Origin of the sequence: Duganella levis (assembly GCF_009857605.1) — a bacterium.
Taxonomy (GTDB): domain Bacteria; phylum Pseudomonadota; class Gammaproteobacteria; order Burkholderiales; family Burkholderiaceae_D; genus Rugamonas; species Rugamonas levis.
In genome coordinates, this window is sequence record NZ_WWCT01000014.1 from 48,244 (window position 1) to 71,993 (window position 23,750).

Genomic DNA, 23,750 nt, shown 5'->3' on the forward strand with positions numbered 1-23,750 from the left:
TAATTAAGGTTGCGCGTGGCGATGTGCGGCCGAGTAGTTACCGGTCACGTAGTGCTCCAGCTGACGCTCGATGTCGGTCAGCAGGCTGGAAGCGCCGATGCGGAACAGGTGGGGTTCCAGCCACTCGTTGCCCAGTTCTTCCTTCATCAGGGTCAGGTACTGCAGCGCGGCCTTGGCCGTGCCGACGCCGCCCGCCGGCTTGTAGCCGATCTTGAAGCCGGTCTGCTCGTGGTACTCGCGAATCGCGCGCACCATCGTCAGCGACACCGGGATCGTGGCGTTGACCGGCTCCTTGCCGGTCGAGGTCTTGATGAAATCCGCGCCAGCCATCATGCACACCCACGACGCCTTGGCGACGTTTTCCAGCGTGACCAGTTCACCGGTCGCCAGAATCGCCTTGACGTGCGCTTCGCCGCAAGCCTTGCGGTAAGCCAGCATCTCGTCGTACAGCGCTTGCCAGTTGCCCGTCAAAACGTGCTGACGGGTGATGACGATATCGATCTCGGAAGCTCCGGCGGCGACCGACAGTTCGATCTCGCGCACCTTGGTTTCCATGCTGGTCAGGCCGGCCGGGAAGCCGGTCGACACCGCAGCGATAGGCAGGCGGCCTTGCAGCACTTCCACCGCAGGTTTGATCATCTCGTGGTACACGCAAACGGCGCCAGTGGCCAGCTTGACATCTTGCAGGCCCAGAGCTTCCACCAGGTCGGTGCGCAGTGGACGCAGCGCCTTGCGGCACAGGCGTTCAACGCGGCCTGGCGTATCGTCGCCGGACAGCGTGGTCAGGTCGATCAGGCCGATGGCCTTGACCAGCCAGGCGGCCTGGTATTCCTTCTTCACCGTGCGGCGGTTGGCCAGGCTGGCGGCGCGGCGGTCGGCGGCGCTCTTGTTCACGTGGATGTGATTGATCCAGCCCAGGTCCAGCGGGACGGCTTCATTGCGTTTGAAATCGGTAATGATGCTCATAACAGATTGGTTCCGTTTGCGAGTGGTTTGACGCCGAGGTGATGGGCCAGGGTCTGGCCGATATCGGAGAAGGTTTCGGAAATGCCCAGCGACTGCGCTTTCACATTCGGGCCGAAGAAGATCATCGGGATGTGTTCACGGGTGTGGTCGGAGCCTGGCCAGGTCGGATCGCAGCCATGGTCGGCGGTGATCACCACCAGATCGTCCGGTTGCAGCTTGGCGATGAACTCCGGCAGGCGCGCGTCCATCTCGTGCAGCGCGTTCGAGTAGCCGTTGACGTCGCGGCGATGGCCGAAGGCCTGGTCGAAGTCGACGAAGTTCACGAAGGTCAGCGACTTGTCGCCGGCTTCGTCGGCCACTTTCAGCAGCGCGTCGAACAGCGCCATATTGTCCTTGCCCTTCACCAGGCGCGATACGCCTTGCGTCGCGAAGATGTCGCTGATCTTACCCAGCGCGATCACTTCGCCGCCGTCGTTCTTGACGTGGTCCAGCAGCGTCGGCGCCGGCGGCGCGACCGCGTAGTCGTGACGGTTGGTGGTGCGGGTGTAGTTGCCGTTCGCGCCCAGGAACGGACGGGCGATCACGCGGCCGATGTTGTACGGCTCAACCAGTTTAAAGGCGATCTCGCACACTTCGTACAAACGCTCCAGGCCAAACGACTCTTCGTGCGCGGCGATTTGCAGCACCGAGTCGGCGGAGGTGTAGATAATCGGTTTGCCGGTGGCGACATGCTCGTCACCGTGCTTGTTGATGATGTCCGTGCCCGAAGCGTGGCAGTCGCCGAGGAAGCCGGGCACGCCGGTCAGCTCTTGCAGCTTGGCGGTCAGCTCGGCCGGGAACGACGGTACGGTTTTCGGGAAGTAGCCCCAGTCGAATTCCACCGGCACGCCGGCGATTTCCCAGTGGCCGGACTGGGTGTCCTTGCCGGTCGAACGCTCGCGCGCGGCGCCATAGGCGGCGGTGAAACCTTCGCGTTGCGTAAAGCCGGTGGCCCATTCGCCGCTGGCCAGATGGGCGGCGGCGGTCAGGCCCAGTTTTTCCATGGTCGGCAGCGACATCGGCGTGCCGCTTTTGGCGACGCTTGCCGCGATGTGGCCGAAGGTATTGGCGCCGACGTCGTTGTACTTCGCCGCGTCGGGCGTGGCGCCCAGACCAAACGAATCGAGCAGCAGGATAAATGCGCGTTTCATAATGAACTCCTAAAAGCAAAAAGGGGCGGACTGCGCCGCCCCTGTCGGATTCTTAAGCTTGCGGCGTTTTCGCTACATTGCCCAGGAAGCCCAGGATCACTTCAATCAGCGACGTCGCTGCGATCGCTGCGTATTTCAAGGTCTGGTCATGCGACAGCGGGAACGGCGACAAGCCTTCGGCCAGGTTGGTGATGGCCGATACGCCCACCACCTTCAGGCCGCAATGACGGGCCGACACCACTTCCGGCACCACCGACATGCCGACCACGTCCGCACCCAGCGTCTTGAACGCGCGGATTTCCGCAGGCGTTTCAAAGTTAGGACCGGCGTAAGCAATGTACACGCCTTCATGCAGCGTGACGTTTTTCTCTTTGGCCGAGGTGTGCAGCAGCGCGCGCAGATCCGCATCGTAGGCGTTGGCCATGCTGAAGAAGCGTGGACCAAAGCGCTCATCGTTCGGGCCCATCATCGGGGTGCCCGGCAGGTAGTTGATATGGTCGGTCAGCGCGACCAGCGCGCCGGCGTCCACTTCGGTGCGCAGCGAACCGGCGGCGTTGGTCACGAACAGCATTTCGCAGCCCAGCAGCTTCATGGTGCGCACGGCGCTGGTCATCACGCCCAGGCCGTAGCCTTCGTAGACGTGGCCGCGGCCCTTCATGCACACCACCGACACGCCCGACAGGGTGCCGATCACCAGTTCGCCGGCGTGGCCGTGCACGGTGGAGATCGGGAAGCCCGGCAGTTCGTCGTAGCCGATGGTGACCGCGTCGGTCATCTGTTCCGCCAGCACACCGAGGCCGGAACCGAGAATCATCGCAACGCGCGGCTTGAAGCCTTCTGGAAGACGGGCGCGAATAATGTCGGCTGCCTGGAATGGAGAGTTATTAGACATGGAAATCCTCGAATTTTTTGATGTGGCTGGGGAAGCTGGCACTATGCATCATCGTGCATATGTATGGCAAATACCATTTTTCTTGGCTATTTATATAAAAGTGATATAAATCGCGGGTATTATAAACCAAGCGAAACTTAGCCGTGGAGCGCGGTTGACTCGCTTAAGACATATGTTTACCATTGAAGACAAATGTTTTTAAGGGCCACTACCGTGACCGACACCTCCAAGAAGGAACAGCTTTACCAGCTGATCCGCGCCAACCCCTTCATCTCCCAGCAAGACCTGGCGGTGGAACTGCGCCTGTCGCGGTCCGCCGTGGCCGGCCACATCGCCGGCCTGATCCGCGAACGCCGCCTGCTGGGCCGCGCCTACGTGCTGCCGGACAAGCGTCCGGTGATGTGCGTCGGCGCCGCCAACCTGGACCGCAAACTGCGCACCATCGAGGCGATGCAGCTGGGCACCTCCAATCCCGCCACCGCCGAGGAAGTCTACGGCGGCGTGGCGCGCAACATTGCCGAAAACCTGGCCCGTCTGAACCTGCCGGTGGCGCTGCTGACCGCCGTCGGCGACGACAGCGCCGGCCGCAACCTGCAAGACCACGCGGACGCGGCCGGCATCGACACCCGTGGCAGCCTCAAGCTGCAAGACGCCGCCACCGGCACCTATACCGCCATCCTCGATGACAAGGGCGAGCTGGTGCTGGCCCTGGCCGACATGGCCCTGTACGACCGCATCACGCCGGCCTTCCTGGTCAGCCGCCTGCCCCAACGCTCAGCCGCCGCCATGACCGTGGCCGATCTGAACCTGCCTGCCGACAGCATCACAGCGCTCCTGGAAAGTGCGCGCACCGACAACGTGCCCCTGGTGATTGTTGCCGTCTCGCAGCCGAAGATGGCCCGGCTGCCGGCGGACCTGGGCGGCCTGCGGCTGCTGATCCTGAATCGCGGCGAACTGGAAACCCGCGTCGCCCGCGCCCTGCCGACCGAAGCGGACGTGCGCGCGGCCTGCAACGAGGTTTGCGCACAAGGCGCCAGGGACGTCATCGTCACCTGCGGCAGCCAGGGCGTGTACCACACGCGCGGCAATGAGTTGGTGTGGCTGGCCGCGCACCAGGTGGAGGTGGTGGACGTCACCGGCGCCGGCGATGCGTTTTCGGCCGCCGTCTGCTGGTCTCTCTATCAAGGCAGCGACGATCTGACGCTGGCCTGCCGCCGCGGCCTGAAAGTCGCCGCCATGACGCTGGAAAGCCCGGAGACCGTATCGCCGGTGCTGGCCGCCGACGTCCTCGACGAAATACACGATTTTGACCTTAGCGCTCCGCTGTTCCCAAGTAAAGGATAAGACCATGCACCAATACCTGTTGTTCTCGCCGGAAGTGGCTGCCGCCCGCGCCGCCGGCAAACCGATCGTCGCGCTGGAATCGACCATCATCTCGCACGGCATGCCGTATCCGCAAAACGTGCAGATGGCGCGTGAAGTGGAACAGATCATCCGCGACGGCGGCGCCGTGCCGGCCACCATCGCCATCATCGGCGGCAAAATCTGTGTCGGCTTGTCGGACGAGCAGCTGGAGTTGCTGGGCACCGCCGGCGATGCGATTAAAGTGAGCCGCCGCGACCTGCCCTACGTGCTGTCGCAATCCAAACTCGGCGCGACCACCGTGGCCGCCACCATGATCTGCGCCGAACTGGCCGGCATCCAGGTATTCGTCACCGGCGGCATCGGCGGCGTGCACCGTGGCGCCGAAACCAGCTTTGATATTTCGGCCGACTTGCAGGAACTGGCGCAGACGTCGGTGGCGGTAGTATGCGCCGGCGTCAAATCCATCCTCGACATCGGCCTGACGCTGGAATACCTGGAAACCCACGGCGTGCCGGTGGTCAGTGTCGGCCAGCGCGGCTTCCCGGCTTTCTTCACCCGCGAAAGCGGCTTCAATGCCGACTTCCAGCTGGATACGCCGGACCAGCAGGCGGCCTTCATCGCCACCAAGTGGGCGCTGGGCCTGAAAGGCGGCGTCGTCGTCAGCAATCCGGTGCCGGCCGCCGAGGCGATGCCGAAGGAAGAAATCGACCGCATCACCGAACAGGCCTTGCAAGAGGCGGATCAGCAAGGCGTCACCGGCAAGAACGTTACGCCGTTCCTGCTGGCGCGCATCAAGGCGCTGACCGAAGGCCGCAGCCTGGTGACCAACATCGCACTGGTGAAGAACAACGCCCGTTGCGGCGCCGCGCTGGCGGTGGCCATGCAGTCCCCACACTAACCGACATCAGGCGCCGCCATGTCCATCGATCTGAAACAACTCAAGTATTTTCTCGCCGTCGCTGAAGAAAAGAGTTTCAGCCGCGCCGCTGAGCGCCTGCACATCTCGCAGCCGCCATTGAGCCAGCAGATCATGAAGCTGGAGAGTGAACTGGGCGTCAAACTGTTCGCCCGCACCACCCGCACCTTTGAATTGACGGTGGCCGGCAAGGCGCTGATGAACGAAGCGGCCGAGCTGCTGGCCAAGATGCGCATGACCATCGACACCATCCGCCAGATCGACCGCGGTGAAGTGGGCCGGCTGCGGGTGGGCATCGTCGGTTCAGCGATGTGGGGGCCGATTCCCAGCCTGCTGGAAGAATTCCAGACCAAGTTCCCGCGCGTGACGTGGACCCTGCACGAGCTGGGGCCAACGCTGCAATACGACGCGCTGCGCGCCAAGCAGATCGACGTCGGCTTCTGGCGCGAGCCCAAACTGGATGAAGATGGACTCAAGAGCGACAACCTGCGTCAGGAACTGTGCTTCCGCGAAGACGTGTGCGTGGCGCTCAACGAGCATCACCCGCTGGCCAAGCAGGATGCGATCGAACTGATGGACATCGCCGACCAGCCGATGCTGACGCTGGCGCTCGACAAGTCGGCCTTCCCGCGCTACCTGATGCAATGCTGTGTGAAGGCCGGCTTCCAGCCGACGATCTTCCAGGAAGCGTCCGAACCGCAAACGCTGCTGGCCATGGTCGGCGCGGGACTGGGCGTGGCGCTGATGCCGGAGACCACCAGCCGTATTGGCTGGCCGGGCGTGGTGTTTGTGCCGATCCGCAGCAATCCGCCATCGGCCAATCTGTACATCACCTACACCACCACCGATGATGCGCCGGTGGTAAGGGCCTTCCTGAACATCCTCAATCCGCCGTCACGGGAGAACTGACCATGACCGTCCTGTCCACCGCCCGGCTGGAATTACAGCCCTTCGACGACCAGCACTACGATGGTCTGCGAGCGCTCAACAGCGACCCGCAAGTCATGCGCTACATCACCGGCAGACCGGAGACGCCAGAGGAAACCACGGCCTTCATCGCCAGGGGCAAAGCCGCGTGGGCCGCGCTGGGTTATTCGTGGTGGGCGTTCATCGAGCGCGATTCCGGGCGGCTGATTGGCGCCGGGTGCATCCAGCATATCGAACGCAATCCTGACAATCCGCCGGAAGCCGCCTGGGCATGACCTATCGCGGCGTCGAGCGGTGGTACAACACCGATACCACGGTGTACGCCGTGACTGCCTATGACTGGCACTCATAGGATAACAACACGCCTTCTTCGCGCGGATTGATCTCCATACACTGGTCTCACTTAACCAACTTTGGAGAATCAACATGAACACCATGACCCGCATCGCCGCAGCCCTCGCCCTGACTTCCGCAACCATCGCCGCACCGGCCGCCATGGCGGCGCCGGTCAAGAACATCGTCCTGGTCCACGGCTTCTTCGCAGATGGTTCCGGCTGGCAGGGTGTGGCCGACATCCTGACCCGTGACGGTTTCAACGTCGCCGTGGTGCAGCAACCGGAAACCTCGCTGGCCGAAGACGTGAAAGCCACCAACAGCATCGTCAACTCGCTGGATGGCGACAGCATCCTGGTCGGCCATAGCTATGGCGGTGTGGTCATTACTGAAGCCGGCAATAACGCCAAGGTCAAAGGCCTGGTCTACGTCGCCGCATTCGCGCCGGACGCCGGCGAAAGCCTGCTGACGCTGGTCAAAAAAACGCCGCCGGCAAGCGAAGGCGTGAAAGCCACGGCCGACGGCCAGCTGTACTTCGACCACGCCCTGTTCCACGCCGACTTTGCCGCCGACCTGCCGGCTGCGCAAGCCAACTTCATGGCCCGCGCACAAGTCCTGCCGGCAGTCCAAACCGCCGCCGCGCCGGTCACCCAGGCCGCCTGGAAAACCAAACCAAGCTGGGCCATCGTATCGACCGCTGACCGCACGGTGAATCCAGACCTGGAACGCTTCATGGCCAAACGCGCCGGCAGCAAAATCACCGAAATCAACGGCAGCCACGCAACCTTCATCGTCCACCCAGCCGAAGTGGCCAAAGTGATCGAGCAAGCCGCAGGCTTTACTGGCAACAACTAAACTCGCGAGAAACCTGCTGCGCAAACGGTACGCGCAGCAGGCATATGGTGTGTAGTCATGGTATTGTATTCGCCATAAGCGCATCAATTTTAGTGAGGCTCATATGAGCATGCCTGCCAAAATCCCGAAGCGAAAGTTGCGAAAAATCGCAGCTCAAACCATTGCTGACAGCCCAAACGCAGCACTTGCCCCGCACGTCCCAAACAATGCTGATCAAGAAAAGCGCATGCAGGCGCTCGACTTGGTCTTCGGCATGTGGAAAGATCGTGATGACGTGCCAAAAGACGGCCTTGCCTTTCAGCAGGAGATGCGCAAGGAATGGTAACCAAGGTACTTGTTGACACGAATATTCTCATCGACTTGATGAATGGCGTGCCAGAGGCCAAAGTGGAACTCGGATATTTTTCCGACTTCGCTATCAGTTCGCTTACCTGGATGGAGGTCATGGTCGGGTGCAAGACCCAGGCCGACACCTTAAAGTTCGAAACATTCTTGAAAATGCTGAACGTCCAGGTTGTGCACCCCGACGACGCCATCATGGCGACAGCAGTAACTATTCGCTCAGCCGGCCTCGCTAGAACGCCCAAGCGCAAGATCAAGGCACCCGACGCAATTATTGGCGCTACAGCCAAAGTACTTGGCCGCATGATCATCACTCGCAACCCGGCAGACTTCGAACCAAGCCAGCTACGCGCCCCATACAAGCTGAAGTATCAGAAAGACGACAAGGGCAACATCACAGGCTGGATAGCCTCCGATGTTGCAGACCCGCCCGAATGAGCGCTTATCACAAGCCTTAGTGCGTCAAGCCGCCCGCCTCGCGCACATCTACTGTGTGGGCGAGCGTGGTGCGGACGGCGATGCGCAGGCCTTCCACGACATCTTCCAGTTTCATGCTGGCGGTGCCGGGATGGCGGGCCGCCTGCTGCGGCAGATACGGAATGTGAATGAAACCGGCGCGCATGGTGGTGCCCCACTCGTGCGCCTGGTGCATCAGCCCATAGAACACGTGGTTGCACACAAAGGTGCCGGCCGATTGCGATACCGATGCCGGCAGGCCCGCTTCGCGCAGTTCGTGCACGATGGCCTTGATCGGCAAGGTGGAGAAGTAAGCCGCCGGACCGCCATTGACAATCGGCTGGTCGATCAGCTGCCGCTGCTGGTTGTCCGCATATGGCGCATCATCGATATTGATGGCAATGCGCTCCACCGAGATATCCACCCGCCCGCCGGCCTGCCCCACCGAGATCACGATACTCGGCTGCAGTTCTTCCACCGCCTGGTGCACCGTCTTCAGCGCGCGACCAAAGACGCATGGCAGTTGCCGCGCATGGACCACAAACTCGCCCTCGTGCCAGCCATCCAGCTGCCGCACGGCTTCCCACGACGGGTTAATGGTCTCCTTGTTAAATGGCTCGAAGCCAGTTAACAATATTATCTTTTTCATCTTGACTACTCCGGGATTCTGCTATCTAACCCGGAAGACTCTCACAGATTCATGAAAAAATAAAGCAGTGCTACATTCACTAACAATAGTGGCAACGCCGTCGGCACCTGCATTTTGACCACGGCGTTTTTATCCGGTAGCTCCAGCAGCGCAGCGGGAACGATGTTGAAGTTGGCCGCCATCGGCGTCATCAAGGTGCCGCAGTAGGCGCTGAACATGCCGATCGCCGCCATCACCGCCGGATTGGCGTGATACACGCCGACCAGCACCGGAATCCCCACGCCGCCCGCAATCACCGGAAACGCTGCAAAGCCATTGCCCATGATGATGGTGAACAGCGCCATGCCGATGCAGTACACCGCCACCGCCACCAGCCGCACGTCCATATTGATATACGACGTGACCACATGCGCCACCGCCTTGCCCATGCCGGCGTCGGTGAACAGCAGGCCAAGCACCGCCAGCATATGCGGCAGCACCACCGCCCATCCCAGGTGATCGATCAGCCGGCGCGATTCGCGCATCGCCTGCAATGGCGTGGAGCGCGTCAGCCAGCAGGCCGTGGCCACCGCGAACAGCGAGCCGCAACCGAGGCTGACCAGCGTGATGTTCTTCGGATCGAGCAGGAACAGGCCGTCCCATTTCACGTCCTTGAACAGCGTCGAGCCGATCACGGTGGTGAGGGGAATCAGCAGCGCCGGTATCAGCAGCTTGTGGCCGAGACGCTGCGCGCTGCCGCGCCGCTCGTCCGCCGTGCGTTCGCCGTAGCGGCCCAGCGTGACGCCGCCGAAACCGGCGATCAGCGCCATCGCCACCATCATCAGTCCCGCCGCCACCGGCGGCAGCTGTTCGCCGGCCAGGTAGATCACCGCGTACAAGGCCCAGAACAAGGCGCTGCTGTAACGCCGCGGATTATGCCGGTCGCGCAGCGCCATCCAGGCCACCATCAGCAGCATCGCACCCAGCACATAGTAGAAGTATTCGACCTTGAGTATCATGCCGCGCTCCGTGCCAGATACCGGTCCAGCCGGTACAGCCGCCACGAATGGATGATAAAGGCGCAGATGGCGGTCGGGATGCCCCACAGCGCCATGTGCAGCGGATCGACTTCCAGCCCTTCGCCGCGCAGGATGGTCTGCATCAGCACAATCGCACCGAAAGCGACGAAGATATCCTCGCCGAAGAACAGGCCGACGTTGTCGGTGGCGGCGGCCATGGCGCGGATGCGGTAGCGCATCTCCATCGTCACATTCGGATAACGCACCTCGGCGGCGCCTTCCGCCATCGGCGCGATCAGCGGTCGCACCATATTGGGGTGGCCGCCGATGCTGGTCAGGCCGAAGGCGGCCGCCAGTTCGCGGATCGCCAGGTACACAATCAGCAGCCGGCCGGTGGTGGCGGACTTGATGCGCGCGATCGACGCCTGCGCATGCTCCTTCAATCCGTGCCGCTCCAGCAGGCCGATGGCGGCGATCGGCAGCAGCAAAATCATCGGCAGGTTGCGCGTCTTGACGAAGGCCGTGCCCAATGTCGCCAGCAATTGCTCGACCGGCATGGCGGCGGTCAAGCCGGTGACAAAGCAGGCGGCGATCACCACCAGCACCGGATGCGCGCGCAGCACGAAGCCGGCGATGATGACGGCCACGCCCAGCAGCGGCCACAAATTAACGACAGTCTGATTCAAACCTGGCTCCCAAAGAAAAATCCCCGCACGGAGCGGGGATTCTAACCTTAGAAGTTCATCTTGAACGTGGCGCCGTAGGTTCGCGGCTCGTTCAGCATCCCGGTCAGGTTGTCGAACTCGATCGCGCTCAGCAGTACGATCTTGTTGGTGATGTTGCGGCCGAAGGCAGCCACTTCATACTTGCCATCGCCCCACTTGTAGCCCACGCGCAGGCCACCTTCGGTCAGCGGCTTGGCGGTGTACTCGGTGGCGGTGTACAGGAAGAAGTTGTACTTGCTGCGGTAGGTCCAGTCGGTCAGCGCATACAGTTCGCCATTCGCCACTTCGGTGCTGTACTTCAGCGTGAAGTTGGCCTGGTGACGCGGCGCGCGCGGCAGGTCGTTACCGTCGATCAGCGAGTAGCCAGGGAAGCCAGGCGCTGGCGCATTGGTCGGGGTGCAACCCATGCCGGCATTGTTGGCGACGTTACCGCAATACTGCACGCGCACGTTCTTGTCCTTGATCTCGGTATCGTTGAAGCTGTAACCGGCCGAGCCGCTGAAGCCGTAGCCCAGGTTGGCTTGCAGATCCAGTTCGATACCCTGACCGGTGACTTTGTCGGCGTTGATCAGGCGGTTCATGTTGACGGTGCCGCTACCGGCGGTCAGCTGCTTGTCTTTCACGCGGTACTGGAACACGGCAGCGCTCAGACGGGCGCGGCGGTCGAACAGGTCCTGCTTGATACCGGCTTCAAACGACAGCGCTTTCTCGGCGCCGGCCTGGGTCGGCACGTCGGTCAGCGCGCTCAGGCGGCCCTGCATCGACGGTGCGCGGTAGCCGGTGGCGGCGCGCGCGAACAGGTTGGTGTTCTTGTCCAGCTCATAGGTGCCGCTCAGATCCCAGCTGACGTTGTGGGTCTTGCTGCTCAGCGTGTGCGGCACGGTCACCAGGGTGTTGCTGGCGTCGAAGTCGGTACGCGAAGCGAAGAAGTCTTTCTTGTCGTCGGTGTAACGCAGGCCGCCACGCAGTTTCAGCTTGTCGGACACGGCGTAGTTCAGCGAGCCGAAGGCGGCCCACGATTTCGATTTCTGGAACTGGCGTGCGTACGCCGGGCTTTGCGGATTACCTGGCGACAGCGAGTCGAAGGCGATACTGTCGATCTGGATCGATTCGTTGAAGTAGAACAGGCCGCCGATCCATTGCAGCGGGCCTTTGTAGTTCGACTCGGCGCGCAGCTCTTGGGTGAACTGCTTGTGGTTAGGCAGCAAGTCAGCCGTCTCGACCGGGAATGGAATGCGGCCCGGACCATACGGCGGCGCGAATACGGCGCCATAGCCGCCATCAACGTCGGCGCGGCTGTTGAACTTCAGCTTTTCGTAGCCGGTGATCGAATGGTAGGTGATATCGCCCAGGTTGTATTTCAGGCGAATGCTGCCGCCCTTGGTTTCCAGTTTCTGGTAGTTGACGCCGTCGGTCGGGTAGGAACCGTAGTCGAAGCCGTCGACGATATCGTTGGTGCCCTGCTTGATGATGTTGGCGCGGAACAGCGTGGCGCTGCCGTGGTAGTTGCGCTGGTGGTAGTTGAACAGCGCATCGAAGTCCTGGTTCGGCTTGACCAGCGCTTGCAGGCGGAAGGCGTTGTCGCCGTAGCCTTCAAAGTCCTGGGTGCCCTTGCCGGCGGTCGGATTGGTGTTGTGCACGCGGTCGTCGCGGTGCTGGCTGGTGCCGGAGAAGCGCAGCGCCACGGTGTCGCTGACCGGGAAGTTGAACGCGCCTTCGGCATTCTTGGCCGAGTAGTTGCCGATGCCCAGCGTGACATAGCCTTCCTGCTTGAAGACCGGCTTGGCCGAGTCGAACTTGATCACGCCGGCCGGCGAGTTGCGGCCGAACAGCGTGCCCTGCGGGCCGCGCAGCACTTCAACCTGATCGGTATCGAAAATCGGGAAGCCCTTCAGCATGGCGTTTTCCTGGACGATATCGTCCATCACGTAGCCGACCGGCTGCGAGGCGTTCAGGTCGAAGTCGGTATTGCCCAGGCCGCGGATGTAGAAACGCGGGAAGGCGCGGCCATAGTCGGACTCGATGTTCAGCGACGGCGTGCGGCCGGACAGCACGCGGATGTCGCCGGCGCCGGCGGTCACCGCGTCCAGCTTGTCACCCTTGATGGTGGCGATTGACATCGGCACGTCCTTGATATTTTCCGCGCGGCGCTGGGCGGTCACGATCACCGTTTCCAGCTGGTTGGCGGTGGATGGCGTGGCGCCGGCGACCGGGGTGTCCTGTCCCTCAGCGGCTGCCTCTACTTCGGTGGCCAGGGCCGATTGCAGCGGAAAGGCGCTGGCGATGGCCAGGGCGATCATCGATCGCACTGCGAAACTTTGTTTGCTCATTGTGTCCTGCTCCCTGTTATATCGTTGTGGTATTTGTTAATTACAAAACATGCTAGCACGGAAAAAAATGCAAGAAACGTACCTTTTGCATGAGTTGATTCATATCTATTTTGAATAAATAACCAAGAAAAAACGAATTTGTCGTACATATTCGGGCTGATGCATAGTGGGGAATTGACTGCGGCGCTGAGGAAATAGCCACTTGCTCTATGAAACACGGGGATGGACAACGACTTGCCGAGGCCGTTTGTTTTTTCCAAACGGACAAAAAAGCAACAATATAAAAATATTTAATTTGGTGGCCGCTGTTGCTGCGGTGCGACATGAAAGCACCATGCTGCCAATATGACAAGCTTTTAGCAAGTTGCTAGCACTTACTACGTGGAATCAGGGATTTAGAGGAATAAACCGACCGTGATTTGCATCTAACGGCCAATAAAAATATACAATACCGTTCTTCCAGGAGCCTATTCATGAAACTTTCACAACTTAGTTTGACGGTTGCAGCACTATTTATCGCTGCCAGCGCGTCCGCGGCTGACCCAAAACTGGGCATCGTGTATGACGCAGGCGGCAAGTTCGACAAGTCGTTCAATCAGTCCGCTTTCGAAGGCGCCACGCGCTTCAAAAAAGAGACCAACATCAATTTCATCGAGGTGCAAGCCTCCAGCGACACCCAGGCTGAACAGGTACTGCGCAGCCTCGCCCGCAAAAACCTCGACCTGATCGCCTCCATCGGCTTCGCCCAGCAGGCCGCCGTGCAGAAGGTCGCCAAAGAATTCCCGAAAGTCCGTTTCGTGCTGATCGACGGTGTGGCGCCAGGCGCCAACGTCAATTCCATCACCTTCAAGGAAGAAGAAGGGTCGTACCTGGTGGGTGTGGCTGCGGCCATGGCGTCGAAGTCGAAAAAACTGGGCTTCATCGGCGGCGTCGACATCCCGCTGATCCGCACCTTTGCCTGCGGTTACGCGCAAGGCGCGAAAGCCGTCAATCCTAAGGTGGACGTAACCTCGAACATGGTCGGCACCTCTTCGGATTCGTGGAACAACCCGGCCAAGGGCGGCGAACTGGCACGTTCGCAGTTCGACCGCGGCGTGGACGTGGTGTTTGCCGTGGCCGGCGGTTCGGGCCTGGGCACCCTGCAAACCGCCAAGGAAAAAGGCAAGCTGGCGATCGGCGTCGATTCCAACCAGAACAGCCTGTACCCTGGCTCGATCCTGACCTCGATGGTCAAGCGCGTCGACAACGCCGTCTACGATTCCTTCATGCAGATGAAGAACGGCACCTGGAAAGCCGGCGTTACCGCCAAGGGCATCAAGGAAGGCGGCGTCGATTGGGCGCTGGACGAAAACAACCGCAAGCTGATCACGCCGGAAATCGAAAAGCGCGTGCTGGGTGCGCGCAAGGATATTATCGATGGCAAGATCAAGGTCATCGACATCCGCTCGGGCACTGCCTGCCCAGTCTAAAACCTGTTTGAACATTAAACGCGCCGCCGGGGAATTACCCCGCGCGGCGCGTTTTACTTAGATAAAAAACGATCCTATGCAGCCAGCAGTAGAATTTCGCGGCATCTCCAAGCATTTCGGAGCTGTAAAAGCGAACACGGACGTCAACTTCACCATCGCCAAGGGTTCCATCCATGGCCTGGTGGGCGAGAACGGCGCCGGCAAATCGACCCTGATGAGCATCCTGTACGGATATTACCGCGCCGACGGCGGGGAAATCCTGCTCGATGGCCAGGCGCGTCGCATCCACAACAGCCAGGAGGCGATTGCCCTCGGCATTGGCATGGTGCACCAGCACTTCATGCTGGTCGAGAACATGACCGTGCTCGATAACGTGATGCTGGGCAGCGAAGGCGGCGTGCGGCTCAAGGCCAAGCGCGCCAGCGTGGAAGCGGAACTGCGCGAGATCTGCGCCCGCTACCGCCTGGACGTCGATCCGCTGGCCACCATCCACGACCTGTCGGTGGGTGCGCAGCAGCGGGTCGAGATCCTCAAGCAGATCTACCGCAGCGCCAGCATTTTGATCCTGGACGAACCGACCGCCGTGCTGACCGCGCAGGAAACCGCGTCGCTGTTCGAGATCCTGCGCCTGTTCAAGGAACAGGGCAAGACCATCATCCTGATCACCCACAAGCTGCAAGAGATCCTCGACATCACCGACACCGTCACCGTGATGCGCGGCGGCCGCGTGATCGGCGCCGTGCCGACCGCCGGCACCACCAAGGAAGCGCTGGCCAATATGATGGTCGGCCGTCCGATCGAGAACAACTTGCCGCGCGCGCCGTACAACCCGGGCGCGCCGGTGCTGCAGGTCGAGAACCTGCAACTGCGGGACGACCAGGACGTCAAGCTGCTGGCCGATATCGGCTTCACGCTGCGCGCCGGCGAGATCGTCGCGATTGCCGGCGTCTCCGGCAACGGCCAGAGCGAGTTGATGGAAATCCTGGCCGGCATGCGCGTGCCGACTTCCGGCAAGCTGGCCTTCCTCGGCAAGGACCTGCCGTTCAACGGCCGCTCCGATCCGGACGGCCTGCCGCGCACCTTCCGCGAACTGGGCATCGCCCACGTACCGGAAGACCGCCTGCGCGATGGCGTGGTGAAGGCCTTCTCGGTCATGCACAACACCATCCTCGGTTACCAGGACAAGCTGAAAAACCGCTGGGGCCTGCTCAACTTCAAAGCCATCGCGGCCCGCTGCGACGCGCTGATGAAGAGCTTCGACGTCCGTCCCAACAACCACGACCTGCGTATCGGCCTGCTCTCCGGCGGCAACCAGCAGAAGGTGGTGATCGCGCGCGAAGTGCTGGCGCAGCCGAAGCTGATGCTGGTTGGCCAGCCGACCCGCGGCGTCGACATCGGCACCATCGAAAGCATCCATGCGCAGCTGCTCAAGCTGCGCGACGAGGGCGTGGCGATCCTGCTGGTCTCCGTGGAGCTGGAAGAAGTGCGCGCGCTGGCGGACCGCATTCTGGTCATGTGCGGCGGCCGCATCACCGGCGAACTGAAAATTGAAGAATTCGACACTACCCGCATCGGCCTGCTGATGGGGGGCGAACACAAATCATGAATAAAGACCTGCCACGCTGGGCAACCGGCTTTGTAATGCCCCTCTTGAACCTGCTGTCGGCACTGTTGGTGACGGCACTGGTCATCCACCTGCTGGGCGAGAGCCCGACCGAATCGCTGGCGATCCTGGTCAACAGCGCCGTGGTCAATCCGGAAGGCTTGAGCTACACGCTGTTCTACGCCTCGACTTTCATCTTCACCGGCCTGGCCGTGTCGATCGCCATGGAAGCGGGCCTGTTCAACATCGGCGCCGAAGGCCAGATGTACTTCGCGGGCCTGGGCCTGACGCTGGCCATGCTGACCTTCGACAGTTCGCTGTCGGCCTGGTTGCTGATCCCGATCGGCATGCTGGGCGCGGCGCTGTTTGGCGCGCTGTGGGCCTTCGTGCCCGGCTACCTGCAAGCGAAACGCGGCAGCCACGTGGTGGTCACCACCATCATGTTCAACTACATCGCCGGCGCCTTGATGAACACCATCATCGTCAAGCTGGTGCCGCCGGGCGAGCAGAATCCGGCCAGCCGCGCGTTTGCCGCCGCCGCCGAGATGCCGCGCCTGAACCAGTGGTTCCCGATCCTCGGCGAGACGCCGCTCAACATCAGCTTCTTCCTGGCCATCATCGCGCTGGTGATTTACGGCGTGGTGGTGTCGCGTTCCTCGTGGGGCTTCAAGCTGCGCGCCACGGGCCTGAACAAGCACGCCGCCCACTACGCCGGCATCCGCATCAGCAAGATGATCATCATCGTCATGCTGATCTCGGGCGCGCTGGCCGGCCTGGGTTCGGTCAACTCCATCATGGGCTCGACCCACTATCTGTCGCTGAACTTTGTCGGCGGCGCCGGCTTCATCGGCATCGCGATTGCGCTGATGGGCCGCCAGCATCCGGTCGGGATCTTCCTGTCGGCGGTGCTGTTTGGCGCGCTGACCCAGGGTGGCTTCGACCTGTCGCTGGAAAAGCAGAACATCCCGCCAGAGATGGTGATCCTGGTCCAGGGCCTGATCATCCTGTTCTGCGGCGCGATGGAAAACCTGTACGGTCCCGCGATCGCCAAAATGCTCAAACTGAAGAAGTGAGAACGATATGACTTTTGACGACCTCCATATCGGCAGTATCCTGGTATCCACTGTGCGCAATGCGCCGGTGCTGATTTTCGCCGGCATGGCCGGCCTGTTCGCCGAACGTTCGGGCGTGATCGACATCGGCCTGGAAGGCAAGATCCTGGCCTCGGCCTTCGTCTCGGCCGCCGTCGGTTTCGCCACGCAGAATCCATGGTATGGCGTGATGGCCGGCATCGTGGCATCGATGCTGCTGGCCAGTCTGCAGGCTTACATCGCCATCACCCAGAAGGGCAACCAGCTGGTGGCCGGCATCGCCATCAACATCGCCATGAGCGGCCTGACCTTCGTGGTGGCGCAGTACTTCTTCCAGCAGGGCGGCCGCACGCCGGACCTGGGCTCGGCGCGCCTGTTCGACGTGGTGCTGCCCGGCTCCGCCGCAGTGGAACACATTCCTTTCCTCGGCTGGTTCTACGCCCATCTGATCGGCGGCCACTCGGTGCTGGTGTACCTGGCGTTTGCGCTGGTGCCGCTGGTGCACTGGGTCGTGTATCACAGCCGCTTCGGCCTGCGCCTGCGCGCCTGCGGCGAGAACCCGCATGCGGCCGACGCGGCCGGCGTCAACGTCGAGCGCCAGCGCTATATGGCGATGCTGATCGCCGGCTTCCTGTGCTCGTTCTCGGGCGCCTACCTGTCGATTGTGCAGAGTGGCTTCTTCCTGCGCGACATGTCGGCCGGCGCCGGCTACCTGGCGCTGACCGCCATGGTGTTCGGTAACTGGCGTCCGCTGTACACCTTCCTCGGCTGCCTGATGTTCGGCTTCTTCGGCGCGGTGCAGATCCAGATCGAAGGCGTGGAACTGCCGGTGATCGGCCGCCTGCCGGGCGCCATGATCCAGATGGTGCCTTACGTGCTGACCGTGATCGTGCTGGCCGGCCTGATGGCCAAGTCGGTGGCGCCGAAAGCGCTGGGTTCACCGTTCGTCAAGTCACGCTAAGTCGTACCAGGCCGCGTCACAGCGGGACGAGTTTTTGCCATTCGTCCCGCAGGCGCGCAATCGCAAAATCAGCAAAATGCCGCACGCGCGGCGCCAGGTGCAGCGCGTGCGGATACACCACATGCAGCGGGTCGGTCGGCGCGCTGTACTGCTCCAGCACCCGCACCAGCGAGCCATTCGCCAGCTCACTCCCCACATCCCATAAAGACTTGAAGAAGATGCCCGCGCCGGCTACCGCCAGCGCTTGCCCGGCGTTGCCGTCGTTGCACAGGAAGGTCGCGCCGATTTCTGCGGAAATCGGCTGGCCTTCATGCTGGAACAGCCAGTGCCGCGTGGTGCGCGCGCCGTAGACGATGCACTGGTGCGCCGACAAATCCTCCGGCGTCTGCGGCACGCCATGCCGGCGCAGGTAATCCGGCGAGGCGCACAGCACGCGCTGACTCGGCGCCACGTGGCGCGCCGTCATGGTCGAATCGTTCAAGGCGCCGAAGCGCAGCGCCACATCCATGCCCGCATCCACCAGGTCGATGAAGTCGTCGCCCAGATTCAGTTCGATGCGCAGCTCCGGATGCATGGCCTGGAATTCCGCCGCCAGTACCGACAGGTAGCGGCAGCCGAACATGCGCGGCGCGGTAATGCGCAGCAGGCCGGTGACCGCATTGCGGCTGCGCTGCATGTCGGTCTCCGCCTGCTGGACTTCGGACAGGATGCGCACGCAATGCTGGTGAAAGCGGCTGCCTTCCTGCGTCAGCGACTGGCGCCGCGTGGTGCGGTTCAATAGCCGCACTCCCATGCGTTCCTCCAGCGCGGCCAGGCGCTTGCTGACCACTGCCAGCGATAGTCCCAGTTCGTTGGCCGCATCGGTCAAACTACCGGCGCCGGCGACGCGGGCAAAGATGGTCAGGTCAAGTACGTTATCGATCATTATCTAATTTTTGGAAAGAGTGAATCTTCTTTCCGCCCATTTATCAATGAAAAGGAGATAAATATAATTCATCACACCAAACATCACAAGGATTAACATGAAACGCTCCCTGCTTGCCGCCCTCCTCTCCGCCGCTCTGGCCACCGCCGCCTTCGCCGGCACCGCCGACCAATTCCAGGCCGGCTACTACCACTTCAAGCTGGGCGAAGTCGACGTCACCGCGCTGTCCGACGGCACGCTGCCGCTGCCGCCGAAGGACTTGCTGACCAACGCCAAGCCAGGCGAAATCGCCTCGCGCCTGGCCAGCGCCTACCAGGGCGACAAGGTCGACGCCTCGATCAACGCTTACCTGATCAAGACCGGCGGCCGCCTGGTGCTGATCGACGCCGGCACCGGCGAGCTGTATGGCCCGACGCTCAACAAACTGGCCGCCGCCCTGCGCGCCACCGGCCACGCGCCGGAAGAAATCAACGACATCCTGATCACCCACATCCACACCGACCACACCGGTGGCCTGATGGACGGCACGCGCATGGTCTTCCCCAACGCCACGCTGCACCTTGAACAAAAGGAGCTCGATTACTGGATGAGCGCCGACAACCGCGCCAAGGCGCCCGATGCGGCCAAGGTGTATTTCGACCAGGCGATCGCCAAGGTGAAGCCGTACGTCGATGCGGGCAAGGTCAAGACCTTCCACGGCGCGACCCAGCTGTTCCCCGGCATCCGTTCGATTCCGGCGCCTGGTCACACGCCCGGCCACACTTTCTACGCGCTGGAAAGCAAGGGCGAAAAGCTGGTGTTCTGGGGTGACCTGCTGCACGTGGCGGAAGTGCAGATGCCTGATCCGGCAGTGACCATCGCCTTCGATGTGGACAGCAAAACCGCCGCCGCAACCCGCAAGCAAGCCTTTGCCGATGCGGTCAAAGGCCGCTACTGGGTGGCGGGCGACCACATCTCCTTCCCCGGCGTGGGGCACTTGAGCGCCGATGGCGCCGGCTACCGCTGGCTGCCAATGACCTACGCGAACGACTACTACGTTCCGGCAGCGAAGTAAGCGATGCGCGCGCTTCTTCAAACAGGCGCCGCGCTGGTGCTGGCCTTCGGGCTGGCATCGCACGCCGTCGCCGGCACTGCGGACGCGTTGCGGCAGCAGGCGCTGGCCAGCAGCGAAGCCTATGCCATTCTGGAATCGCTGACCACCGAAATCGGCGCCAGGCCGGCCGGCTCGGAAGCCGATGCGCGCGCCGTGGCGTGGGCGGTCGCCAAATTCAAGGCGCTCGGCTACGACAAGGTGACCACGGAGCCGGTGCGCTTTACCGCTTGGCGGCGCGGGGCGGAAAGCGCCGAGGTCACCGGCCCGTCGCCGCAGCGCCTTGCCGTCACGGCGCTGGGCGGCAGCGTTGGCACCAATGGCGACCTGCATGCCGATGTGGTGGCATTCCCGTCGCTGCCGGCATTGCAGGCCGCCTCGCCGGAGCAGGTACGCGGCAAGATCGTAATCCTGTCGCAGCACATGGAGCGCCGGCGCGATGGCGGCGGCTATGCGGACGTGCTGCCGATGCGCAGCAACGGTGCCTCGATCGCCGCGCGCAAGGGCGCCAGTGCGCTGCTGATACGCTCACTGGCCACCACCGACGATCGCCTGCCACACACCGGCAGCGTGATCTACGACGGTGGCGCGACGATTCCCGCCGCAGCCATCTCCGGCCCGGATGCCGACCTGCTGGAGCGCCTGCTGCTGCGCGGCCAGCCGGTGCAACTGCGCCTCAATCTGCAAAGCACGACACTCACCGATCAGCTTTCGTACAATGTCATCGGTGACATCACCGGCCGTGAACTGCCGCAGGAAGTCGTCATGCTCTCGGCCCACTTGGATTCATGGGACTTAGGCACCGGCGCAGTCGATGACGGTTTCGGCGTCGCCCTAACGATGGCTGCCGGCGCGCTGATCAAACGTCAGCCGCAGGCGCCACGCCGGACCGTGCGGGTGGTCTTGTTCGCCAACGAGGAAAACGGTTTTGATGGCGCACGAACTTATGCGGCGCGGCCGCCATCCGAGCTGGCTTGCCACCGGCTGGTGCTGGAAAGCGACTGGGGCGCCGGGCGTATCTACGCGCTGCGCCACCCGCCTGCCGACACCGCGCTGACAAAGCAGATGGCACAGACACTGGCGCCGTTAGGTATCGCACTGGATGGCCAAGCCGGCACGCCGGGACCGGACGCGCGCTTCGTGGCCGAACGCAAGGTGCCATGGCTACAGCTCGCGCAAGACGCCAGCGCGCTGTTCGACCATCATCACAGCGCCAACGACACGCTGGACAAAGTCGATCCTGCCGCGCTGGCGCAAAACACTGCTGCCTACTCGGTGGTGGCGTGGCTGGCGGCCAACGCGCCCGCTATGCCATGTCAGCCCTGAAGCAGATGTAGCGCCGCGTATTGCAGCAGCATGATGGTTTTGCCGTCGGCGATCCGGCCGTCGGCAACCATCGCCATGGCTTCGGCCATCGGCAACTCCAGCACCTCGATATCCTCACCCTCCTCCTCAATGCCACCGCCGTCGCCGGTGCGTGACGCCGCATCGTATTCGCCAACGAAGAAGTACAGCCGCTCGGTCACCGAGCCGGGACTCATGAAGGCTTCGAACACCTTGCGCACTTCACTGACGCGGTAGCCGGTTTCCTCTTCCACCTCCGCCTTGATGCGCTCCTCCGGGCTGGCGTGGTCCAGCAGGCCGGCCGTCGTCTCGATCAGGAAACCGTCGTGGCCATTGCCGTAAGTGGGAAAGCGGAACTGGCGCACCAGCAGCACCGTGCGCTGCGCGCGGTTGTACAGCAGGATGGTGGCGCCGTTGCCGCGGTCATAGGTCTCGCGCGTCTGGCGCTGCCAGCTGCCGTCTCGGCGGCGGTAGTCGAAGGTGGTCTTCTTCAGCAGGAACCAGTCGTCGGACAGGGTTTCTACCTGATGGATGCGGATACGGTCTTCGGGCATGACGATCTCCTGGTTGCGTATTTTTACGATATCATGCAATATCGTGCAATATCAAGAAAATTCATGCATATGCTGACACGCCACCGCAAAGAACTGCTGCTCGCCCGCCTGCGCCAGGATGGGCAGATCGTCGCCAAATCGCTGAGCGAAGAATTGGGACTATCGGAAGACACCATCCGCCGCGACCTGCGCGACCTGGCCAGCGAAGGCCTGCTGCTACGCGTGCATGGTGGCGCACTGCCGGCGTCACCGGCGATGGCTAATTTCGCCGAACGGCAGCAGATTTCCAGTGACGCCAAGCCGGCCATCGCCCGCGCCGCTGCGGCCATGATCGCGCCGGGACAAGTGGTGTTCATCGACGGCGGCACCACCGCCGTGCAGCTGGCGCGCGCATTGCCGCCGGATCTGCAATGCACGGTGGTGACACATAGTCCGTCGGTGGCGGTGGAGTTAGCGGAACATCCGCTGATCGAAGTGATCCTGATCGGCGGCCGGCTGTTCAAGCATTCCATCGTGGCGATGGGGCCGTCGGCGCTGGAGGCGATTGCGCAGATACGCACCGATATTTATTTCATGGGCGTGTGCAGCCTGCATCCGGAGAGCGGCATCAGCACCGGCGATTTCGATGAAGCGGGCGTCAAGCGCGCCATCAGCAATATGGCGCAGCGCACCGTGGTGATGGCGTCGCCGGAAAAGCTGGACACCGCCTCGCCCTATCAGATCGCGCCGCTGTCGCAAGTCAGCGCCATTGTGGTCAACAGTGATGCGCCGGAAGCGCTGCTGGCGCGCTACCGCGCCATGGGCATCGACGTCATCAAGGCTTGAAGGTCTTCAGATACGACATCACATCGGCGAGCTGCTGTTCATCCTTGATACCCCAGAAGCGCATGCTGGTGCCAGGCACCACATCGTGCGGCGCGCGCAGATAGGCGGTCAGGGTTTTCTCGTCCCACGTCAGCCCGGACTTCTTCATCGCATCGGAATACTTATAATCCTTGGTCGACGCCGCGCGCCGGCCCACGATACCGTTCAGTTGCGGCCCATAACCACCACTGGCAAACGGCCCCACCGCATGACAAGACGCGCAACGCTGAAACAGCAACGCGCCACTCTTCGGATTACCCACCGGCGCGGCGCCGGCATGCATTGCCAGCATCAACAAGAAGAGCAACAAGCATCGTTTTATCATTTACAGCTCTTCAATTGAGTAATGCTCCTTATCGTAAATGCTGACCATCAACGCCAGGAATTCAAGTAGCCCGGCTAGAGGATGCTGTTCGTTTTCGCCCATTATATCGAGCACATGATTCATCAATGTAACCGTGCGATCATACTCAGCCTCATTGGTGATGGGCCGCAGCTCAACTAGTCGATTAAGCTCCAGCCAAGCCGCTGCCAAAGCGCCGCCATCAACATTATCCACTAAGCTATTCATTTTTTGATCTTTCCTTGCAGATAGCGCCTAGTCCACTTATCGTACTCACCATGCGTCAACATCCACCTGATGAACACTGCCCCGCTTGCATAATGTACAGTGGCGATTAGCCGAAACTTATTGCCACCGAGGTTAAAAACGGTGAACGGAGAAACATAATCAACACTTCCGAAAAAGCTGCGCAGCTCGCTAAAGTTACCCGGTGTAATGGAATCGATGCGTTGTGCCCATTGCCGAACACTGCCACTCGCGTCGGGGCGGCGGCTACAGAAATCCTTCAATACTTTTAAAGATACGAGGCGCATGCGCCACTGTATGACTCTACTACTTTTAT

26 protein-coding genes are annotated in these 23,750 nt (G+C 61.9%); 14 read left to right on the forward strand and 12 right to left on the reverse strand.

The features are described from left to right. Positions 1–3: 3 nt before the first annotated feature. From deoC to xapA, 3 genes are read right to left on the reverse strand one after another with little or no spacing between them, the layout of a single operon-like run. Positions 4–966: a deoxyribose-phosphate aldolase gene (gene deoC / locus GTP69_RS17285; RefSeq protein WP_161056025.1), complete on the reverse strand. Its 963-nt coding sequence runs from the start codon at positions 964–966 to the stop codon at positions 4–6. Beyond that, the gene (locus GTP69_RS17290) at positions 963–2,156 is read right to left on the reverse strand and encodes a phosphopentomutase (protein ID WP_161056026.1); all 1,194 of its coding nucleotides are present in this window, start codon (positions 2,154–2,156) and stop codon (positions 963–965) included. The genes deoC and GTP69_RS17290 overlap by 4 nt, the downstream gene beginning before the upstream one ends. 52 nt (positions 2,157–2,208) lie before the next feature. Beyond that, on the reverse strand, positions 2,209–3,048 hold the full coding sequence (xapA, locus tag GTP69_RS17295) for a xanthosine phosphorylase (protein ID WP_161056027.1): 840 nt from the start codon (positions 3,046–3,048) through the stop codon (positions 2,209–2,211). Between the two features lie 213 nt (positions 3,049–3,261). Between xapA and GTP69_RS17300 the strand changes: the two genes are divergently transcribed. The 7 genes from GTP69_RS17300 to GTP69_RS17330 all read left to right on the forward strand — a co-directional run bounded on the left by GTP69_RS17300 (position 3,262) and on the right by GTP69_RS17330 (position 8,224). Then, positions 3,262–4,392 (forward strand): carbohydrate kinase, encoded by a 1,131-nt coding sequence (locus GTP69_RS17300; RefSeq protein WP_161056028.1) that lies wholly within the window; start codon positions 3,262–3,264, stop codon positions 4,390–4,392. 4 nt (positions 4,393–4,396) lie between these two features. Next, positions 4,397–5,311: a pseudouridine-5'-phosphate glycosidase gene (locus GTP69_RS17305; protein WP_161056029.1), complete on the forward strand. Its 915-nt coding sequence runs from the start codon at positions 4,397–4,399 to the stop codon at positions 5,309–5,311. A gap of 18 nt (positions 5,312–5,329) precedes the next feature. Then, a complete protein-coding gene (locus tag GTP69_RS17310) occupies positions 5,330–6,238 on the forward strand; it encodes a LysR family transcriptional regulator (RefSeq protein WP_161056030.1) in 909 nt (302 codons plus the stop codon). A gap of 2 nt (positions 6,239–6,240) precedes the next feature. Next, positions 6,241–6,531 carry a GNAT family N-acetyltransferase gene (locus GTP69_RS17315; RefSeq protein WP_161056031.1) on the forward strand — a complete coding sequence of 97 codons (291 nt, stop codon included), beginning with the start codon at positions 6,241–6,243 and terminating at the stop codon, positions 6,529–6,531. Between the two features lie 151 nt (positions 6,532–6,682). Next, on the forward strand, positions 6,683–7,444 hold the full coding sequence (locus GTP69_RS17320) for an alpha/beta hydrolase (RefSeq protein ID WP_161056032.1): 762 nt from the start codon (positions 6,683–6,685) through the stop codon (positions 7,442–7,444). Positions 7,445–7,547: 103 nt separating this feature from the next. Further along, positions 7,548–7,769 carry a hypothetical protein gene (locus tag GTP69_RS17325; RefSeq protein ID WP_161056033.1) on the forward strand — a complete coding sequence of 74 codons (222 nt, stop codon included), beginning with the start codon at positions 7,548–7,550 and terminating at the stop codon, positions 7,767–7,769. Further along, on the forward strand, positions 7,763–8,224 hold the full coding sequence (locus GTP69_RS17330; protein WP_161056034.1) for a PIN domain-containing protein: 462 nt from the start codon (positions 7,763–7,765) through the stop codon (positions 8,222–8,224). The genes GTP69_RS17325 and GTP69_RS17330 overlap by 7 nt, the downstream gene beginning before the upstream one ends. 16 nt (positions 8,225–8,240) lie before the next feature. Here GTP69_RS17330 and pcp read toward each other — a convergent pair whose 3' ends face one another. Genes pcp through GTP69_RS17350 form a run of 4 tightly spaced genes read right to left on the reverse strand, consistent with a single transcriptional unit; the run spans position 8,241 to position 12,944 of the window. After that, on the reverse strand, positions 8,241–8,891 hold the full coding sequence (gene pcp / locus GTP69_RS17335) for a pyroglutamyl-peptidase I (RefSeq protein WP_161056035.1): 651 nt from the start codon (positions 8,889–8,891) through the stop codon (positions 8,241–8,243). Positions 8,892–8,932: 41 nt separating this feature from the next. Then, a complete protein-coding gene (locus GTP69_RS17340; protein WP_161056036.1) occupies positions 8,933–9,889 on the reverse strand; it encodes a DUF979 domain-containing protein in 957 nt (318 codons plus the stop codon). Further along, complete coding sequence (locus GTP69_RS17345) at positions 9,886–10,575, reverse strand: DUF969 domain-containing protein (protein WP_161056037.1); 690 nt, start codon at positions 10,573–10,575, stop codon at positions 9,886–9,888. The genes GTP69_RS17340 and GTP69_RS17345 overlap by 4 nt, the downstream gene beginning before the upstream one ends. 47 nt (positions 10,576–10,622) lie before the next feature. Then, positions 10,623–12,944: a TonB-dependent receptor gene (locus GTP69_RS17350; protein WP_161056038.1), complete on the reverse strand. Its 2,322-nt coding sequence runs from the start codon at positions 12,942–12,944 to the stop codon at positions 10,623–10,625. Between the two features lie 473 nt (positions 12,945–13,417). Between GTP69_RS17350 and GTP69_RS17355 the strand changes: the two genes are divergently transcribed. From GTP69_RS17355 to GTP69_RS17370, 4 genes are all read left to right on the forward strand, one after another. Beyond that, positions 13,418–14,413: a BMP family lipoprotein gene (locus GTP69_RS17355; protein WP_161056039.1), complete on the forward strand. Its 996-nt coding sequence runs from the start codon at positions 13,418–13,420 to the stop codon at positions 14,411–14,413. A 76-nt stretch (positions 14,414–14,489) separates the two neighbouring features. Next, a complete protein-coding gene (locus GTP69_RS17360; RefSeq protein ID WP_161056040.1) occupies positions 14,490–16,019 on the forward strand; it encodes an ABC transporter ATP-binding protein in 1,530 nt (509 codons plus the stop codon). Then, complete coding sequence (locus GTP69_RS17365) at positions 16,016–17,089, forward strand: ABC transporter permease (protein ID WP_202424463.1); 1,074 nt, start codon at positions 16,016–16,018, stop codon at positions 17,087–17,089. Before GTP69_RS17360 ends, GTP69_RS17365 begins: the two co-directional genes overlap by 4 nt. Positions 17,090–17,096: 7 nt before the next feature. Continuing rightward, positions 17,097–18,068 carry an ABC transporter permease gene (locus GTP69_RS17370; RefSeq protein ID WP_161056041.1) on the forward strand — a complete coding sequence of 324 codons (972 nt, stop codon included), beginning with the start codon at positions 17,097–17,099 and terminating at the stop codon, positions 18,066–18,068. Between the two features lie 16 nt (positions 18,069–18,084). Here the strand turns inward: GTP69_RS17370 and GTP69_RS17375 are convergent, their stop codons facing one another. Next, positions 18,085–18,996, reverse strand: coding sequence for a LysR family transcriptional regulator (locus tag GTP69_RS17375; RefSeq protein WP_161056131.1), 912 nt, complete (start codon positions 18,994–18,996; stop codon positions 18,085–18,087). A 94-nt stretch (positions 18,997–19,090) separates the two neighbouring features. Here GTP69_RS17375 and GTP69_RS17380 point away from each other — a divergent pair, with 94 nt between their 5' ends. Together GTP69_RS17380 and GTP69_RS17385 are read left to right on the forward strand one after the other, a co-directional pair. Continuing rightward, entirely contained in the window at positions 19,091–20,047 is a 957-nt protein-coding gene (locus tag GTP69_RS17380; protein WP_161056042.1) for an MBL fold metallo-hydrolase, read from the forward strand. Between the two features lie 3 nt (positions 20,048–20,050). After that, the gene (locus tag GTP69_RS17385) at positions 20,051–21,409 is read left to right on the forward strand and encodes a M20/M25/M40 family metallo-hydrolase (RefSeq protein ID WP_161056043.1); all 1,359 of its coding nucleotides are present in this window, start codon (positions 20,051–20,053) and stop codon (positions 21,407–21,409) included. On the opposite strand, the gene GTP69_RS17390 is transcribed toward GTP69_RS17385, so the two are convergent. Further along, positions 21,400–21,981 carry an NUDIX domain-containing protein gene (locus GTP69_RS17390; RefSeq protein ID WP_161056044.1) on the reverse strand — a complete coding sequence of 194 codons (582 nt, stop codon included), beginning with the start codon at positions 21,979–21,981 and terminating at the stop codon, positions 21,400–21,402. The genes GTP69_RS17385 and GTP69_RS17390 overlap by 10 nt on opposite strands. Positions 21,982–22,050: 69 nt before the next feature. Here GTP69_RS17390 and GTP69_RS17395 point away from each other — a divergent pair, with 69 nt between their 5' ends. Next, positions 22,051–22,806 (forward strand): DeoR/GlpR family DNA-binding transcription regulator, encoded by a 756-nt coding sequence (locus GTP69_RS17395; protein ID WP_161056132.1) that lies wholly within the window; start codon positions 22,051–22,053, stop codon positions 22,804–22,806. On the opposite strand, the gene GTP69_RS17400 is transcribed toward GTP69_RS17395, so the two are convergent. From GTP69_RS17400 to GTP69_RS31850, 3 genes are read right to left on the reverse strand one after another with little or no spacing between them, the layout of a single operon-like run. Continuing rightward, positions 22,796–23,137, reverse strand: a complete 342-nt coding sequence (locus tag GTP69_RS17400; protein ID WP_161056133.1) for a c-type cytochrome — start codon at positions 23,135–23,137, stop codon at positions 22,796–22,798. The genes GTP69_RS17395 and GTP69_RS17400 overlap by 11 nt on opposite strands. A 33-nt stretch (positions 23,138–23,170) precedes the next feature. Further along, entirely contained in the window at positions 23,171–23,416 is a 246-nt protein-coding gene (locus tag GTP69_RS17405) for a hypothetical protein (protein ID WP_161056045.1), read from the reverse strand. Beyond that, positions 23,413–23,721, reverse strand: a complete 309-nt coding sequence (locus tag GTP69_RS31850; protein WP_161056046.1) for a type II toxin-antitoxin system HigB family toxin — start codon at positions 23,719–23,721, stop codon at positions 23,413–23,415. The genes GTP69_RS17405 and GTP69_RS31850 overlap by 4 nt, the downstream gene beginning before the upstream one ends. Positions 23,722–23,750 lie beyond the last annotated feature (29 nt).